Annotated in this window: 16 protein-coding genes and 1 tRNA gene; 10 read left to right on the top strand and 7 right to left on the bottom strand. The window is 46.5% G+C overall.

Annotated features, from left to right (window positions below; all coding sequences use genetic code 11):
• The first annotated feature begins 121 nt into the window (after nucleotides 1-121).
• Nucleotides 122-1,972 (top strand): glycosyltransferase, encoded by a 1,851-nt coding sequence (locus ACHKAR_RS16915; protein WP_395418605.1) that lies wholly within the window; start codon nucleotides 122-124, stop codon nucleotides 1,970-1,972.
• Here the strand turns inward: ACHKAR_RS16915 and ACHKAR_RS16910 are convergent, their stop codons facing one another.
• The 3 genes from ACHKAR_RS16910 to ACHKAR_RS16900 form a co-directional block, all read right to left on the bottom strand.
• Nucleotides 1,973-3,082 carry an MBL fold metallo-hydrolase gene (locus ACHKAR_RS16910; protein ID WP_395418604.1) on the bottom strand — a complete coding sequence of 370 codons (1,110 nt, stop codon included), beginning with the start codon at nucleotides 3,080-3,082 and terminating at the stop codon, nucleotides 1,973-1,975.
• 84 nt (nucleotides 3,083-3,166) lie between these two features.
• The gene (locus tag ACHKAR_RS16905; protein WP_395418603.1) at nucleotides 3,167-4,327 is read right to left on the bottom strand and encodes a homogentisate 1,2-dioxygenase; all 1,161 of its coding nucleotides are present in this window, start codon (nucleotides 4,325-4,327) and stop codon (nucleotides 3,167-3,169) included.
• Nucleotides 4,328-4,339: 12 nt separating this feature from the next.
• Complete coding sequence (locus ACHKAR_RS16900) at nucleotides 4,340-5,968, bottom strand: S41 family peptidase (protein ID WP_395418602.1); 1,629 nt, start codon at nucleotides 5,966-5,968, stop codon at nucleotides 4,340-4,342.
• Nucleotides 5,969-6,099: 131 nt separating this feature from the next.
• Between ACHKAR_RS16900 and ACHKAR_RS16895 the strand changes: the two genes are divergently transcribed.
• From ACHKAR_RS16895 to ACHKAR_RS16880, 4 genes are read left to right on the top strand one after another with little or no spacing between them, the layout of a single operon-like run.
• Nucleotides 6,100-6,816 (top strand): iron-sulfur cluster repair di-iron protein, encoded by a 717-nt coding sequence (locus tag ACHKAR_RS16895; RefSeq protein ID WP_395418600.1) that lies wholly within the window; start codon nucleotides 6,100-6,102, stop codon nucleotides 6,814-6,816.
• A complete protein-coding gene (ruvX, locus tag ACHKAR_RS16890) occupies nucleotides 6,816-7,229 on the top strand; it encodes a Holliday junction resolvase RuvX (protein WP_159582847.1) in 414 nt (137 codons plus the stop codon). The genes ACHKAR_RS16895 and ruvX overlap by 1 nt, the downstream gene beginning before the upstream one ends.
• On the top strand, nucleotides 7,226-7,777 hold the full coding sequence (gene def / locus ACHKAR_RS16885) for a peptide deformylase (RefSeq protein ID WP_395418598.1): 552 nt from the start codon (nucleotides 7,226-7,228) through the stop codon (nucleotides 7,775-7,777). Before ruvX ends, def begins: the two co-directional genes overlap by 4 nt.
• On the top strand, nucleotides 7,774-8,565 hold the full coding sequence (locus ACHKAR_RS16880; protein WP_395418596.1) for an amidohydrolase: 792 nt from the start codon (nucleotides 7,774-7,776) through the stop codon (nucleotides 8,563-8,565). Before def ends, ACHKAR_RS16880 begins: the two co-directional genes overlap by 4 nt.
• Here ACHKAR_RS16880 and ACHKAR_RS16875 read toward each other — a convergent pair.
• The gene (locus ACHKAR_RS16875; protein WP_395418595.1) at nucleotides 8,554-8,943 is read right to left on the bottom strand and encodes a hypothetical protein; all 390 of its coding nucleotides are present in this window, start codon (nucleotides 8,941-8,943) and stop codon (nucleotides 8,554-8,556) included. The genes ACHKAR_RS16880 and ACHKAR_RS16875 overlap by 12 nt on opposite strands.
• Nucleotides 8,944-8,967: 24 nt before the next feature.
• Between ACHKAR_RS16875 and ACHKAR_RS16870 the strand changes: the two genes are divergently transcribed.
• The 4 genes from ACHKAR_RS16870 (at nucleotide 8,968) to ACHKAR_RS16855 (ending at nucleotide 12,040) form a co-directional block, all read left to right on the top strand.
• Nucleotides 8,968-10,242: a UDP-N-acetylmuramoyl-tripeptide--D-alanyl-D-alanine ligase gene (locus ACHKAR_RS16870; protein WP_395418593.1), complete on the top strand. Its 1,275-nt coding sequence runs from the start codon at nucleotides 8,968-8,970 to the stop codon at nucleotides 10,240-10,242.
• Nucleotides 10,243-10,352: 110 nt separating this feature from the next.
• Nucleotides 10,353-11,009, top strand: coding sequence for a DUF2461 domain-containing protein (locus ACHKAR_RS16865; RefSeq protein ID WP_395418591.1), 657 nt, complete (start codon nucleotides 10,353-10,355; stop codon nucleotides 11,007-11,009).
• Between the two features lie 98 nt (nucleotides 11,010-11,107).
• A tRNA-Val gene (locus tag ACHKAR_RS16860) sits at nucleotides 11,108-11,182 on the top strand.
• Nucleotides 11,183-11,473: 291 nt separating this feature from the next.
• Entirely contained in the window at nucleotides 11,474-12,040 is a 567-nt protein-coding gene (locus ACHKAR_RS16855; RefSeq protein ID WP_159582861.1) for a hypothetical protein, read from the top strand.
• A gap of 61 nt (nucleotides 12,041-12,101) precedes the next feature.
• On the opposite strand, the gene ACHKAR_RS16850 is transcribed toward ACHKAR_RS16855, so the two are convergent.
• From ACHKAR_RS16850 to ACHKAR_RS16840, 3 genes are all read right to left on the bottom strand, one after another.
• Nucleotides 12,102-12,356 carry a DUF6952 family protein gene (locus ACHKAR_RS16850; RefSeq protein WP_159582863.1) on the bottom strand — a complete coding sequence of 85 codons (255 nt, stop codon included), beginning with the start codon at nucleotides 12,354-12,356 and terminating at the stop codon, nucleotides 12,102-12,104.
• Entirely contained in the window at nucleotides 12,337-12,648 is a 312-nt protein-coding gene (locus ACHKAR_RS16845; RefSeq protein WP_159582865.1) for a thioredoxin family protein, read from the bottom strand. Before ACHKAR_RS16845 ends, ACHKAR_RS16850 begins: the two co-directional genes overlap by 20 nt.
• A 105-nt stretch (nucleotides 12,649-12,753) precedes the next feature.
• On the bottom strand, nucleotides 12,754-13,773 hold the full coding sequence (locus ACHKAR_RS16840; protein ID WP_159582867.1) for a LacI family DNA-binding transcriptional regulator: 1,020 nt from the start codon (nucleotides 13,771-13,773) through the stop codon (nucleotides 12,754-12,756).
• A 306-nt stretch (nucleotides 13,774-14,079) separates the two neighbouring features.
• On the opposite strand from ACHKAR_RS16840, the gene ACHKAR_RS16835 reads away from it, so the two are divergent.
• Nucleotides 14,080-17,049 carry a SusC/RagA family TonB-linked outer membrane protein gene (locus ACHKAR_RS16835; protein WP_159582869.1) on the top strand — a complete coding sequence of 990 codons (2,970 nt, stop codon included), beginning with the start codon at nucleotides 14,080-14,082 and terminating at the stop codon, nucleotides 17,047-17,049.
• The last annotated feature ends 18 nt before the right edge of the window (nucleotides 17,050-17,067 follow it).

The following is a 17,067-nucleotide window of genomic DNA, read 5'->3' as shown; positions in this document are numbered from 1 at the left end:
TCTTTTCAAAAAATACTCTCCTTTCTGTGGATCGTTACATTTTACCACCAAATACTGACCCTGTTATGAGAAAAGCCACAAGAATTGTTTTTCTTTAGAGTAAAGTGAAACGTTCAAACATATGGTTAAGCAGGGCAAAACAACGGTGAAAGCAAAGCGACTTACAAAAACCCATACCTCCAACACCTTACTACTGGAGATAGCGTGGGAAGTGCTCAATCAGGTAGGGGGTATTTATACGGTTATCCGCTCCAAGGTGCCCACTGTGATCCCCAAGTGGGGAAATAATTACTGCCTGCTGGGCCCTTACATGTCTGCCAATGTAACTGCTGAGTTTGAGCCGGAAGAGCCACTCAATAATGACCCAATTGGAAGGGCGGTGCGTCGGATGCGTGAAAAGGGCTATGGTGTGCACTATGGTGTCTGGTTGGTTTCTGGCCGACCCAAGGCGGTCCTTTTTGATCTGGGGAGCGTCATGCATAAGCTCGGAGAGATCAAATATTTACTGTGGGAAAACCATGGGATTTCCACACCGAGCGATGATCATCTGCTGAATGACGTCCTGGCCTTTGGTGAGTTGGTGAAGCTTTTTCTTACAGAACTGGCCGAGGAAACCAAGGATAGCAATAAACAAATTATCGCTCACTTTCATGAATGGATGGCCGCTTCGGGCATCCCTGGTCTGAGAAAAGATCGCGTGAACGTGAAGACCATCTTTACCACCCATGCCACACTTTTGGGCAGGTACCTGGCCATGAATGATCCGCAGTTTTATGATCACCTCTCCTTCATGGATTGGCAAAAGGAGGCCCGGCATTTTAATATTGAAGCGAATGTGATGATAGAGCGCGCTGCAGCCCATGGATCACATGTTTTCAGTACGGTGAGTGAAGTCACTGCTACAGAATGCCGTCAGCTGCTCGGAAGAAACCCCGATGTGATTTTGCCGAATGGCATTAACAATCAGCGCTTCGAAGCGCTGCATGAATTTCAGAACCTGCACCTGGAAAACAAGAATAAGATTCACTCGTTCACGATGACTCACTTCTTTTCCAACTACACTTTTGACCTGGATAAGACGCTTTACTTTTTTACCTCAGGGCGCTACGAATTTCTCAATAAGGGGTATGACCTTACCCTGGAGGCCCTGGCGCGTCTCAATCACCGGCTGCAAACAGAGAAGTCTGATGTCACTGTGGTGATGTTTTTCATCACCAAAAGGCCCTATTATAGCATCAATCCGGATATCCTTGAGAGCAGAGCGTTGTTGGAAGAGTTCAGACATGTGATAGATTCCATCAAGAAGCAGGTAGGAGAGCGTTTGCTTTTCGATGCAGTGAGTAGAAAAGACACCAAACTTCCTGAACTCAATGAGTTTGTGGACGATTACTGGAGATTGAGGTTTAGAAGGACGCTCCAGACCTGGAAATCAACTTCCTTACCTCCCATCATTACGCACAATCTCCATGATGATGCCAATGACGAGATTCTTAATTTCTTGCGCACTTCCAACCTGATTAACAATGAGTATGATAGGGTGAAAGTGGTTTATCATCCGGATTTCATCAATTACACCAACCCACTGTTTTCCATGGAGTATGGTCAGTTTGTGCGGGGCTGTCACCTTGGTGTATTCCCCAGCTACTATGAGCCCTGGGGCTACACGCCGCTGGAGTGTATTGCTTCCGGAGTCCCTACAGTCACTAGTGACCTGGCGGGATTTGGGGATTACGTGCAGGACAACGTGCCAGACCATGATCGCCGCGGGATTTACCTGGTCAAAAGAAATAAAAAGTCATTTGACGAAGCAGCAGGTAACCTGGCCAATAAAATGTACAACTATGTGCGGCTGAGCAGAAGAGATAGGATTGATCTCCGAAACAGAACCGAGAGTTCCTCTTCCCTTTTTGACTGGTCCAATCTCATTCGCTATTATGATCAGGCTTATCTGAGAGCGCTCGAAATAGAATAACTACTGCACTTCCTGCCACCACGTGGTTTGCGGCAGGGTCTCTCCCAGGGTGAAGCTGTCACCAATTCGTGGGGTGATCAGGTTGACGCCAGCATCTTGTGCTGCTTTCAACACACGCTCGGCGGGCTCATGCCATTCATGAGGTGCCAGCGTGAAGGCTCCCCAGTGGATGGGCATAACAGCCTTGCCCCCAAGATCCAGGCTCGCCTGAATCGTTTGCTCAGGCATCATGTGGATGGCTTTCCAGCGTTCGTTATACTGCCCGCACTCCATCATGGCAAAGTCAAACGGACCGTATTTTTCTCCTATTTCCTTAAAATGAGGCCCATAGCCACTGTCACCACTGAAGTAGATATTGTTTTCTGGACCCTGAATGACCCAGGAGGCCCACAACGTTTTGTTGGTATCTCCGGTGCCACGACCGGAAAAGTGACGGGCAGGAGTTGCCACAAAGGTGAGGTTATCCAGTTGGGCGCTTTGCCACCAATCCAGTTCCGTGATTTTATTTTTGGGAACGCCCCACGCCTGCAGATGAGCGCCTAATCCAAGGGGGGTGTAGAAATGGCCCACCTGATCCTGAATAGCCTTTATGGTAGGATAATCTAAGTGGTCATAGTGATCGTGAGAAAAAATTACTGCGTCCAGCTCCCCGAGCTTTTTCAGGTCAAAGGCGGGTTTATTTTTGAACCGTTTGGCAAAGAAAGGAACCGGAGAGGCTGCTGGCCCCAGCATGGGGTCCAGAAAGATGCGCTTGCCCCCGATCTCCAATAATATAGCTGAGTGACCAAACCAGGTGACCCTCACGGTGGTGTCCGATGTTGATTTATTTTCCTTGCCAAATTGAGTTTCGATGGTGGCTGAGGGAGCAGTGTTTTTGGCCGATGCATACTCTTTGATCATCCCCCACATATTGCTCAGGCTGTTATCCATTTTGGTTTCTATCAGGTTGATAAACTGCTTGCTGTCGTAGTTAGGAGACTGAGCAATTTTCTCCAGATGTTCGCCGGAGGGTTTAGCACCAAACTGAGGCGCAAAATGAATGAAAGCCATAACGGATAGGAAAAAGAGAAGGATGGCGCCCAAAAGAAAGGCTGAGAATTTTAACAACACACGTTTTGTTTTGGGCATAAAAAACAATGAACAGTGATGAATAACGTCACCACTGTTCATTTGGTTTTCACTTTTTATAAAAGCTTACTCCGTCCAGCTCATGGGGTATTTTTCATCCACATACTTCATTCCCTCTTCGGTCACATAGAGTGGCCTGAAGGTGTCCAGCATTACGGCGAGCTCTTTGGTCTCCTTGGCACCAATACTTTTCTCCACAGTACCGGGGTGTGGACCGTGAGGTAAACCTCCGGGGTGCAGTGTGAAGGAGCCTCTGTCTATTCCTTTTCGGCTCATAAAATCCCCATCTACATAGTACAGTACCTCATCACTATCGATGTTGGAATGATTATAAGGAGCCGGTATGGCCAGCGGATGATAATCGAACAATCGGGGAACAAAGGAGCAAATGACATAACCCTGGCTCTGAAAGGTCTGATGGGCTGGCGGTGGTTGATGGATGCGCCCGGTAATGGGTTCAAAATCATGGATCGAAAGGGCATAAGGAAACAGATAGCCATCCCAGCCTACCAAATCGAATGGAGACTGATCATATTCGTATTGATGGAGCATGCCGTCTTTCTTGATTTTCATCAGAAAACTTCCCCTTTCCTTTTCGGTAATCAGTTCGCTTGGCGGCCTGATATCACGCTCACAATAAGGAGAGTGTTCCATCAACTGACCCAGCTCGTTTCGGTATCGCTTGACCGTTTCCACCGGAGAGGCGGACTCAATAACGAGCAACCTCAACGGACCTTCGTCCCATTCAAATTTGTAAATAGTCGTTCGCGGGATCACCACATAATCTCCTTGTTTCACACGTAGCTTGCCAAACTGTGAGAGGAGGTATCCATTTCCATCATGGATAAATACTACCTCGTCGGCCTCTGCATTCTTATAGTAGTAGTCCATGCTTCGGCTCCTGGGGTTGCACAATGCCATTTTCACATCACTATTCATAAGCACCACTTCGCGGGCTCCGAGGTAGTCCTCCCCCGTTTCTCCCACACCACTGGTTTTCAGGTGTGTTTGCTTCAGGCCGTGTTCTTTGACGATTTTGGTGTCGTACGGGATCGACTGTTTCACAGCTTTGATCCTGGTAGGGGGTGTAATGTGATAAAGATTGGAATAGATACCGGAAAATCCTCTGGAGGAGACCAGTTCTTCCGCGTAAAGACTTCCGTCGGGCTGTCTAAACTGGGTATGTCTCTTTGGGGGTATCTCTCCGAGTCGATGATAAAAGGTCATGTTGTTTGGGGGTTATTGGTTTTCTGCCAACTTGTTGGCTTCATCTATTAGGGTTAGTGCTTTCTGGAATACCTCATTCTGCTCATTGAAGATGGGGTAGAAGCCATCGTTTTTCCAGATGTTTCTGGCAATGAAAGCTTTGGTATAAATTTCCAGCAGTTGTTTAGACTTTTCGAATTCTTTTGAGTTGAACTTCACGCCATTTTGAGTGCCTGTGTTTTGCAGGTCAGCCCAGATTTTATCTGTCATTCGGAAAGAAGACTTAAAGTCTGCCAGTGACATCTTTTCCAGTCTTGATCGGTTTTCATCAGCATAGATCAGGCTAAACTCTGCGATGCTGTTGGTGTTGAACAGTCTGGTCATATAGCTACTGTTGGCAGAGGTGTCCAGCGGTACAAAATAATCGGGCATGATGCCACCACCTCCGTAAACCGTGCGACCCTTGTCGGTTTGGTAAGTCAGCGAGTCCGCAAACTTGATGCTGTCCTGAGAATAGATTTCACCATTTTGAAAACGCTCATAAAACTCCAGATGGTAGTCTTCGAGTGAACCATCGTAAGGTTTCTGAATGGAGCGACCACTTGGCGTGTAGTATCTGGAGATGGTCAGGCGAAGGGCTGAACCATCTTTCAGTTGGATGGGCATCTGCACCAGCCCTTTTCCAAAAGATCTTCTGCCTACTATGAGTGCCCGGTCATGATCCTGAAGGGCGCCTGACACAATCTCGGAAGCCGAAGCAGAGCCTTCATCAATGAGCACGATGACCGAGCCAGATTCAAAATCGCCTTTGGTTTTAGAAAAGTACTCTGCATCGTGGCGTGGATCTTTGCCTTTGGTGTAGACGATCATCTGAGTACCCGCCAGCAACTCATCCGCAATCTTAATAGCCGGATCCATATAGCCACCCGGGTTGCCTGTCAGATCCAGAATCAATCGCTGCATGCCAGCCTGACTGAGTTTATTCATGGCTTCTTTGAATTCCATGAAGGTAGTAGCTGCAAAACGACTCACTTTGATGTAGCCAATTTCATCATCTACCATATAAGACACATCCACTGAGTACTGAGGAATCACATCCCTCACAATCATGTACTCCAGTAAGTCACTATTTCCTTTTCGCAGGATTTCCACCTTCACTTTAGAACCGCGCTCTCCACGGAGCAGGTCTATTACTCCCCGGTTGTTAATGCCTGTGCCAGCCACAGTTTTGTCGTCTACCTTAATGATTTTGTCACCTGGCATAATGCCCAGGCGCTCAGAAGGACCACCGCTGAGTGGACTCACCACATGTATGGTGTCTTTGAAAATATTGAACTCAATGCCGATGCCTTCAAAGTTTCCTTCCAGCTGAGACTGGGAGATTTCCAGCTCCTTAGCAGGAATATAGACTGAGTGTGGATCTAGCTTCTCCAGCATCTCAGTAATGGCTGTTTCGGCCAGCTCCTCAGTATTTACTTCATCCACATAGTCATTCTGAATGTGGGTGATCACCTGCCTAAACTTGTAAATGCTTTCGTACAAGCTGTCAGCAGGGCCATTGCCTTCCGCCATATTAGCTCCGATGAAAATTCCCAGGGCAATTCCCAGGGCGATGTATAAAGGAAGTCTGATGGCGCTTTTACTATTTTTTGGAGTCTCCAATGGATTCAGAATTTATTGTGCGTTTAAAATTACAGCCTTATGAGGTCAAAATTAAACGTGCGGATGATCAAAAACGTTTCTGACCAAAATCAACCCATCGTTTTCAATCATATTGGTATCTTTGAGGGTGGATGAGAGTATTTGATTTGACCATACGATCACTAGTAGATGAAAATTACATCTACGCCCGGGCACTAAGTTACCTGGGGATAGACTTCTATCGCCACCCTGACCGTACGCTCAGAGAGGTATGCGGTCAGATGGGTTTGCAGAAAGGTCAGGTGCTCAAAGCTTTCTATTTATTTGACCGGTCACATCGGTTTTCCTTTCAGGAGCTGGGTAAATATCCTTTGGAAATCGTCATTGAATACCTGAAATATGCCCACCACCTCTTTATTAAGGAGAAATTGCCTTATATCGCTAATCTGGTTCATCAATATGAGACGTTGAATGACCTCAAGCTGATCTTTCCGGAGTTTGTAGAGGAGTTTATCAATCACATATATGAGGAGGAGGACACCCTTTTCTCTTATATCAATTTGCTCCTAAAGATTCAAAAAGGAGAAGTTTCAAACCCTCAGATTGCGCTTTGGAGGCACCGCAAACTCTCGCTGAAGCAGATTCACACTGACCATTGCGAAGAAGATGAACTGGCTGGTATCCGCAATCTGGTGGAAGAGGCTGATATGAGTGATCTGCACTGGCGGGTCATTGCTCAGGAGATCAAGGCCTTCGATCGGGAGATGTGGTATCATGCCGAAATCGAGAATAAAATACTCTTCCCCCGTGCAGTGGCTTTGGAGGCTGTAGTGCGCGAAAAAGTCAATAATCTTACCCCACTTAATTAATGCCTCGGATTCTGGCCTTAGACTATGGTGCCAAGCGTACCGGAATAGCCGTCACTGATCCATTGGGAATCATCGCCACTCCGCTGGAAACTGTCCGTTCCCACGACCTCATGGATTTCCTGAAAGCCTATTTTGAAAAGGAGGAAGTGTCTGAGGTGGTGATGGGGATGCCTAAAAATACCGACGGCCAGCCAACCAATGCCACACCCCTCGTGGAAGCTGCGGTGAACAGATTTAAGAAACTATTTCCCGATAAGAAACTATTTTTGCATGACGAGCGGTTCACTTCCAAAATGGCACTGGATGCCATGATTGCAGGAGGGACAAAAAAAAGCGACCGTCAGAAAAAGGAAAACATTGATCGAATAAGCGCAACGATCATTTTACAATCTTATTTAGAAGCACGTTTATGATATATCCGATCGTACTCTTCGGAGATCCGGTATTAAAGAAAAAAGCAGCAGACATCCCACAGGGAGCCAGCGTGAAAGAACTGATAGCTGACATGTTTGAGACCATGTACTCCGCATCAGGGGTGGGTCTGGCAGCTCCGCAGATTGGCAAGTCCATTCGTCTCTTTGTAGTAGACGATTACCCTATGATGGATGAAGGCGAAGAAGGTGTGAGAAAAGCGTTTATCAATCCTCAGATCATCGATGAACATGGTGAAGAATGGGCTTTTGAAGAAGGCTGTCTGAGCATACCCGGTATCCGGGAGGATGTATCCCGTAAGTCGGTGGTGAAGATCAGATACTTCGATGAAGAGTGGAACGAGCATGAGGAGGAGTATGATGACATCCATGCGCGGGTCATCCAGCATGAGTACGATCACATCGAGGGGGTATTGTTTACCGATCACATATCTTCTTTCAAGAAGAGGCTACTGAAGGGCAAACTGGCCAATATTAGCAAAGGGAAGGTGGATGCAGACTACCGTGTGAAGGTGCCTGCCAAACGATGACCGATGAGCTGAAAATAGCCCTGATCCAGTCCGATATCCACTGGGAGAATACCGAAGCAAACCTCGGGATGTTTGAGGAAAAAATTTGGAAGCTGGAGTCCAGGCCAGACCTCATCATACTCCCGGAGATGTTTACCACCGGGTTTTCCATGAAGGCCGCGGAGCTGGCCGAAGTAGCACACACCAAGACCTTTCGTTGGATGAAGCAGCAAGCCGCCCAAACCAAAGCGGTGATTATGGGTAGCTACATCCTCAGGGAAGGGGAGTCGTTTTACAATCGGCTGTATGTGGTCTACCCGGATGGAGCGAGCCAGTATTACGATAAGAAACACCTATTTGGTCTGGCGGGTGAAAATGTCGGATACACTGCAGGCACCGAACGATTGATCGTGGAGGTGAATGGCTGGAAGCTCATGCCACTGATTTGCTATGATCTGCGATTTCCGGCATGGGCCCGGTCAAGATCGACTGAAAACTCCCTATATGAATATGATGCGCTCGTCTATGTGGCCAACTGGCCCGAACCACGCATTCACGCCTGGAATACCTTGCTGGCAGCACGTGCCATAGAGAACATCGCTTATTGCATGGGGGTCAATCGAATCGGTACCGATGGTGTCGGTGCGCAGTATGTCGGACATTCGGCAGTTTATAATTTCAAAGGAGAGGTAATGGCTTTTTCCGAAAAGGAAGAAAACCTCACTGCCACTTTGTCTGCCTTAGATTTACAATCTTTTAGAGAGCGGTTTCCTTTTCAGCAGGATGCCGATCGGTTTTCATTCGAATAACATCTTCATCAATTCCTCCCCAGTAGCGAACACCCTCCCCTTGAGCCGGGTCATCATGGGTTTCAGTGGAGCATAATCCCTGTTGCAAAAGAGCTTTGAGTCTTTCTTTTTAATGAGCTGATTCAGTAACGAAAAGGCACCTCCAGTCGGTACGTCTTCTCCTTGCAGTTGGCAGATGACTGTTATTTGCTCACTGTCGCTGATCAGTTTTTTGGCATAGTGAAGGGTGAGACTGTCTGAGAAGTTATCCAGTGAATACAGTACATCATCCTCTTTTTTCTCCGCACGCACTTTTTGTTCCAGCGGGTTTTCAAAATCAAAACCAGCCGGGTCGGTGAGGAAGTGAATGAAGATGATCGTACGGTTTTGGTCGTTCATGCAGGAGATCCGAATATATTTGTAATGATGGAAAATTTTATTGAATATCTCTACTCGAAGTTTCTACAAAGCGATGGGGTTTCTATCGATACCCGCACCATCCAAAAGGATAACCTGTTTTTCGCGCTGAGCGGACCCAACTTCAACGCCAATAAGTTTGTAGAGAAGGCCCTGGAGCTCGGAGCAGCCTATGCTGTGGTGGATGATCCCGCCTATGCCACCGATCCCCGGATCATCCTGGCTGAGGACAGTCAAAAAGCCTTGCAGGATCTGGCCGTTTTCCATAGGAGCCGGTACAAACGCCGGCTGCTGGCCATCACTGGATCTAATGGTAAAACCACCACCAAGGAATTGATCAACCGGGTACTTCAGGAGAAATACATCACCCATGCTACCGTGGGCAATTACAACAATCACCTGGGAGTGCCCCTCACGTTGCTGCACATTCACCCGCAGGTGGAAGTGGCCGTGATAGAGATGGGTGCCAACCACGTGGGCGAGATCGCCGATCTGTGCCGGATGGCCAACCCTACCCACGGGCTCATCACCAACATCGGTGAGGCGCATACGGAGCTGTTTGGCGGAATAGAAGGCGTGCTCCGTGGCAAGAGCGAATTATTTGATCACCTGAGAACCACAGGGGGTACAGCCTTTATCAACCTGGATGATTTCCGTTTGGAAAATATGGCCAAGCGATTCTCTGATCCGGTACTGTTTCCGGCCAGTGACCTTGCGTTGATCGAAGCAAACCCTTACATCAAAATAAAGCTTGGAGACTTAGAGGTACAAACCAACCTGATCGGCCGGTACAACTATGGCAACATTGCTGCGGCCGTGGCTGTGGGCAGGGCATTTGACGTGTCCGACGAGAAGATTTTGAAGGCCATTTCCGATTATACACCTTCCAATCAGCGTTCACAAGTCATCAAAAAAGGCTCCATCACCATCATCAATGACAGCTACAATGCCAACCCTACGTCCATGAAAGCGGCCATAGACAATCTGGCAGCGATGCCCGGCAAAAAGGCGGTGATTCTTGGTGACATGAAAGAAGTGCAGGACGCTGTAGACCGGCACCTGGATGTGGGCAGATGGCTGAAGGAGGTTGGTTTTGATCAGGTGATCCTTATCGGGCGATACATGATGGCGGCGAACATGCTGGTGGAGGGCTCATTCCGATTCGAGACAGTAGCGATGGCGAAGGCTTTTCTGGAAACAAGATCCCTTGCAGATCATACCGTCTTGATCAAAGCCTCCCGAAGCATGGGACTAGACCAGGTGGTGGAATCACTGCATTAGCCCGTAAGTTCCAGGTTATTTCAATTAGTAAGCGCCCCTTCACTACCCAAAAGTGATGTTTACTAGCCATTTTTGTAACCCCTTTTTGATCCTTTCAGTTTAACCACACCATGAACCTATCTAACAGTCTTCAGTTTCTCCATGCACTGGCCGCCAACAATTCCAAAGAATGGATGGATGCCAACCGCAGTTGGTATCAGGAGTGTCGTCAGGAGTTTATTGCTTTGGTCGGGGAGTTGATTCAGCAGATGCAGGCATTCGATCCGGGGTTGGCGGGCATTCAGGCCAAAGACACCATCTTTCGGATCAACCGCGACATCCGCTTTAGCAATGACAAGCGACCCTACAAGACCAATTTTGGCGCGGCTATTTCAGAAGGGGGCAAGCACTCTGAAAATCCTTCATATTACCTGCATGTACAGCCAGGTGAGAATTTCATTGGAGGAGGGATCTACATGCCTCAGGCTGAAGTGTTAAAAAAGATCAGGCAGGAGGTGGATTATAATCCGGAGGAGCTTAAAAACATAGTGAGTGAGCCGAATTTCAGGAAAGTCTATGGAGAGATCCGTGGAGAAAAGTTGAAGACCGCACCCAAGGGTTACCCCAAAGACCACCCCAATATTGAGTTTTTGAAGTTGAAAAGCTATGTGGTGTTGCACGAATTGAGTGATGCCGAAGTGACGTCAGATCGGCTGATAGAGGACGCAGTGAGCTATTTCAAGGCGATGAAGCCCTTCAATGACTACCTGACTGTGGCGGTCAGTTAATTTTTTTTGAATAAAAAAATGAAAGTGTTTGCAATACTTCCAAACTGTACTAGATTTGCAATCCGTTTTTGAGGGTCATATCAAAAGCGAGCCCGGAAGGGCGCTTAGCTCAGCTGGTTCAGAGCACCTCGTTTACACCGAGGGGGTCGGGGGTTCGAATCCCTCAGCGCCCACATCCAAAACCCAATTCGTTTGATTACGGATTGGGTTTTTTTATTCTCTGAGGTTTGAGGGATGAGAACCCCCGTTAAACGCTTGGTTCGAAATGCGCAGCATTCACGAGGGGTAGTGCGGCATGGTCGCGATTCATCGCGTAGGGGGCTGTCAATAAACTCGCACGAAATGAAGCCTCAGGAATTGACCGTGTAGAACTGTCGTGGTGACTACTAATGCGCATTACCCCACGGATTGTGCTTATAAATTGCTCCAGGTTGAATAGAATTGTCCCCATCAATTAACTGCCTATGGAACCTTTCGAATATGTTGTCGTTCTTTTCTCCCTGATTCTGGGGCTGGGGATCGCTCAGTTACTCACAGGTATTGCAGATATTGTGTCCAATCTCAGGAATACGAAAACCGGCCTGGCTCATTCGGTCATGGTGTTCAACGTGTTTCTGCTGCACATTCAGGAGTGGTGGTACAGTTATCAGTATGCCAGCGATGTGAAAGTGTGGACCTTGCCGCTGGTGTTATTTCTCCTTATCTATCCCATTCTACTTTTTCTGCTGGCCAGAATGCTCTTTCCCACAGGGCTTAGGGGCCATGAGACCAATCTGGAAGAGTATTACTACGACCAGTGGAAGTGGTTTTTTGGAATCATACTCTCCATCATAGTGGTTAGCTTTTTGCAAAACATCATCGTGTCAGGATGGGCCATTACCTCGCAGATTCCACAGTACCTGATGGCATTGGCTTACATCATTTTTCTAACACTGGACATTCATAACAAGAAGGCCCACAACATTTTTGTCATTCTTCAGGGATTGGCCTGGCTCATTTGGGCCATTGTGGATCCCTATGAGTTGAAGTAGAGCTATAAAATTGCAAAAACATTGAGCGCCAGCAGCGCCCAATGTTTTTGCAGTACTGGCCTTAGTTAATAGCACCCATCACTCTTTTCATAAAGCCGTTCAGTGCCTCTTTCTGAGGGGTGCCATTTTTGATTTCTTTATGAACCTCCAAAGCACCATACATATTGGAGAGCAATTCCCCGATCACATCCAGCTCCTCATCTTTTATGCCCTTGGCTTCAGACATATGCTCCAACAGTTCGATGGTCTCCACTACCCAGTCCTCATCGTTTTCATCTACAAAATCGATGATGTGCTTAATTATTGGCAATCTCATTTAAAATAGTTGTTATGGTTTCTTCTTTGTTTCCTGCTGCCTGTGACACTAATGTGCCATTTTTGAAGCCGGCAAATGTTGGAAGGTTTTTCACTTCAGCCAGACTTCTTGAGGCTGGTAGTTTCTCCGCATCCACATAGACGAAGAGCACCTGCTCATGTTCTCCTGCCAGTCTTTTGAATTTTGGTTTGATCATTCGGCAGTTTCCACACCAGGTGGCTCCATATTGTACCATCACGCGTTCGTTCTCTGCCAGAATATTTTGTAAGTTGTCCTCGGTTAATTCAATCATGCTCTGAAAAAATGGTTAAAAATCTGAGCGCGAAGATCATTAAACTATTATTGATCAAGATTATCAGTCGATAAGTTAAGCTTATATCAGGAATAGAAACGTGCCTCAGTCCCTGATGCTGCTCTCTCTGATCAATAGTTCACTGTGGAGCACCACTGTCTCATTGAATTCCTGATCCGGGTTATCAATTTGCTGAATGAGCAGCTCTGCCGCTTTTTGGCCCATTTCATATCCGGGTTGTGACATGGTGGAGAGCGAAGGCTCGTAAAGGGTGCCGATGGACCAGTTGCTAAAGCCAACCACTGCCACATCCTCCGGTACTTTCAGTCCGGCTGCTTTCATGTTTTTGATGGCACCTATGGCCAGCATATCCGTGGCAGCAAAGAGGCCATCGATCTCCCGGGCCTGCACCAGTTCGCGAGTGCTTTCCATGCCATCGTCATAGTCCCCAGAGTCACAATGAATGATCCAGCTGTCTCGGGTATTGAGCCCCGCCTCAGATAAGGCCTTATTATAGCCGGCGAGTCTGTCTCTGTTGATAAAAAGGTTAATGGGCCCTCCAACATAGGCTATTTTGGTGCATCCCTGATCTATGAGGTGTTTCACTGCTTTATAGCCTGCATCAAAGTCATCCAGCACCACTTTTGGCGCTTCTATTTCGTCACAGATGCAGTCAAAAAATACCAGCGGCAGGCCTCGGTCTACAAATTCTGAGAAATGATCAAATTCATTGGTTTCTTTCGAAATACAGGCCATCAGACCATCGATCCTCCCATTGATCAGGGCTTTGGTGTCTATCACTTCGCGTTCGTATGATTCGTGAGTGGAGCAGATGATCACATTGTAGTCATTGGAGTAGGCAAAATCCTCAATGCCGCGAATCACCATGGCAAAAAACTCGTGCACCAGCTGCGGAATGATAATGCCCAGTGTTTTGGTTTTATTGCTTCGCAGACTCAGGGCAGTGAAGTTGGGACGGTAGTGGTACTTTTTTGCCAGTTCTTTGACTGCCGCTCTGGTTGATGGTTTTACCAAAGGATTATCTGCCAATGCCCTGGAAACGGTGGAAACCGAAATGTTCAACTCGAGGGCTATGTCCTTGATGGTAACTGATCCTTTTTTCATGTTCAGGCAAGATAATGAACTATAAAATTACCCATTCTTTATCCAAAGAAAATTTTCAAAAAGGGTTTCGGTGAGGAAAGCCTAAAAAGGCCCTTCAGGCATCTTAGAAAAGTCATATTTTATGACTTCAAAAATTATCTATCCATTGCAAACGTTTGCAATTATTCAATTGCCAAAATCGCTCTCTTTTTATATCAAATCGTTTTTATAATTCTTTTTAATTCGTTTTCTTGGAGGTTGTAATGGTCAGAATATCATTTCGTAAATTGACTTTTAGTTAAAAGTTTAGAAACAAATTGTAATAGTATGAAGAAGTATTTACTCTTAGGTTTATCGTTGATTCTGTCCGCCACGCTGTGGGCGCAGGAGAGAACGGTGACAGGTACAGTAACCGATGCGGAAACAGGTGAAGCTGTTCCGGGCGCCAACGTTGTTGAAAAAGGAACAACGAATGGTACCATTACCGACTTCAATGGTCAATACAAATTGGCTGTGGGTGATGGTGCAACACTTGTGTTTTCGTTTGTGGGCTATGCCTCATCGGAAGCGGTAGTAGGATCTCGCGGAGTGATCGACGCGGCCCTTGACCTGGATGTACAATCATTATCAGAAGTGGTAGTGGTAGGGTACGGTACCCAGGACAAAAAAGAGATCACCAGTTCAGTAGCCAGTATCAGCTCTGAGGATTTCAACCGTGGTACGGTGAATGATCCAGTACAGTTGCTACAAGGTAAAGTGGCTGGCTTGAACATCACTAAGCCGGGTGGTGATCCCAATGGTGGATATAACATCCGACTGAGAGGAATCTCTACCGTGGGAGCAAATGCATCCCCGCTGGTAGTCATTGATGGGGTAATCGGAGGATCACTTTCTACAGTAGACCCGAATGATATTGCATCCATTGATATCCTGAAAGATGGATCAGCTGCTGCCATCTACGGTACTCGTGGATCCAGTGGAGTAATCCTCGTGACCACTAAGACCGGATCAAAAGGTAAAATGCAGGTGGACTATAACGGCTCCTACGCTGTGGAGTCTATCTATAACACCATCGACTTCATGACCGCCGATGAGTACAGAGAGGTGCCAGGGGCTCAGGATTTCGGTTCTGATACAGACTGGATGGATGAGGTGACTCAACTAGGTCAGGCTCAGGTGCACAACTTGTCACTGTCAGGTGGTACAGGCCAGACCAGTTACCGTATTTCTATGAACTATAGAGATACTGAAGGTATTGGTATTGGTACAGGCTTTAGCCAGTTGAATGGTCGTGTGAACATTACTCAGCGTGCTTTAAATGACCGTGCGAAAATAACTGTGGGTATATCAAGTACCACCAAAGAGTCTGACTATGGTTTTGCTGAAGCTTTTAGATATGCTGTAGTGGCTAACCCTACAATGCCTGTAAATATTGCTGCATCTGGTGGTGGTCTGACTGAGCAAGGTGGTTATGCACAGAGAGATATTTTTGATTTCTTCAACCCGGTGGGCATAGCAGAGCAGAATGTTAATGAAGGAGTGGATCATCGTTTGCTTGCGAGTGTGAAAGCTGAGTATGACTTCAGCGATCTGGTAAATGGCTTGAGTGCTTCTGTGTTCTACTCCAGACAAGAGGAGAATGACCTGAGAGGTGAGTACTACTCTAAGAATTCTAAATTCAGAGGAGCAGGTAGAAATGGCTTGGCCCGTAAGTCTAATGAAAGAAGGACCAACCAGTTGATCGAATCTACAGTAAACTACAACAAGGATGTAAGTGACCTTAATATTTCCCTTTTGGGTGGTTATTCATACCAGGAATTCTTCACTGAGGGATCTGGTATGGAAGGCGGTGATTTCCTTACTGATGCGTTTGGATATAACAATATGGGTGCTGCTCTTGATTTTGCTAACGGACTTGGTAACCTATGGAGTTATGCGAATTCTTACAAACTCATTGGATTTTTTGGCAGATTGAATCTGAATTACGATAACACATATTTCCTTTCTGCAAGTGCGAGATATGAAGGATCTTCAAGATTTGGTATCAACAACAGATGGGGTATTTTCCCAGCCGTGAGTGCCGGTGTGAACATCACCAACCTCGTGGAAATCCCTACAGTGAACAGCTTGAAATTGAGAGGTTCGTTTGGTAGAACAGGAAACATCCCTGGTCAGTCTTACCTATCACTTCAGAGATATGGTCCTCAAGGAAACTTCTTTTATAACGGGGAATACGTGCCAAGTTTTGGTCCTGTAAGTAATCCAAATCCGGATCTTTCCTGGGAGACTAAAGATGAGATCGACGTAGGGATTGACTTTACCCTTTTGGATAATAAATTGAGTGGTACAGTTGACTGGTACACAAGAACCACTACTGATATGATTCTTTCTGTAAATGTGCCTGTGCCACCAAACTTGTTTGGACAGACTTGGGTGAACATTGGAGAATTTGCGAATTCCGGACTTGAGGTAGCACTTAACTACCAAGCTATAGTGACCAATGACTTCACCTGGTCTACTGGGGTGAACTTCTCTACATTCAAAACGGAAGTAGTGAGTTTGACTTCTGGGGATTTGTCCTTTGGAGAAGGTGGAGTACTCTACAGAGCCAACATGGGAGCGCCTGGTCAGAATGACACAGAATTGGTAAGAGTTAAAGAAGGTGAAGAATTAGGTCAACTTTGGGGACCCGTTCAGATTGGTGTAGACGAAGATGGCACACCTAGGTTTGCTGATTTGAGTGGTGACGGTTCTTATTGTAACTGTGATGACGACAGAACGGTAATTGGATCTGGACTTCCAGATGCCACTTTCGGTTTCAACAACTCGTTTACCTATAAGAGCTTTGATCTTAATATTTTCATTAGAGGAGCTGTGGGTCATGACCTGCTGAATAGCTACCGAGGTTTCTATGAGAACAATGAGTCTACTACGGTCGGTAATTACAATGTGGTGAAGACTAAGTATTACGATTCAAATGTTAAGAAGGCTTCTGTGAACAGTGTTCATGTAGAGAGTGCTGATTACGTGAAAATCGATAACGCTACCATTGGTTATAATTTCCCACTACAGAGTGGCAGTGCAGTACGTAAATTGAGATTGTTTGCGTCAGTTCAAAACCCATTTGTTTTGACCAACTACACTGGTGTGGACCCAGAAGTAAGGTATGAAGACAGGATAGACAGTGACAATGGTGGACGTCCTGGTGATGCTGATACACTATCACCTGGTATCGAGAGAAGGTCAACTTACTTTACCACCAGAACCTTCACGTTGGGTTTAAACCTGGGCTTCTAAAAACTTAAAATTTTAAGA

The organism is Marinoscillum luteum, from assembly GCF_044005705.1.
Classification (GTDB): domain Bacteria; phylum Bacteroidota; class Bacteroidia; order Cytophagales; family Cyclobacteriaceae; genus Marinoscillum; species Marinoscillum luteum.
Note: the sequence above shows the minus strand (reverse complement) of the source record. Positions and strands in the feature narration are given on the sequence as shown.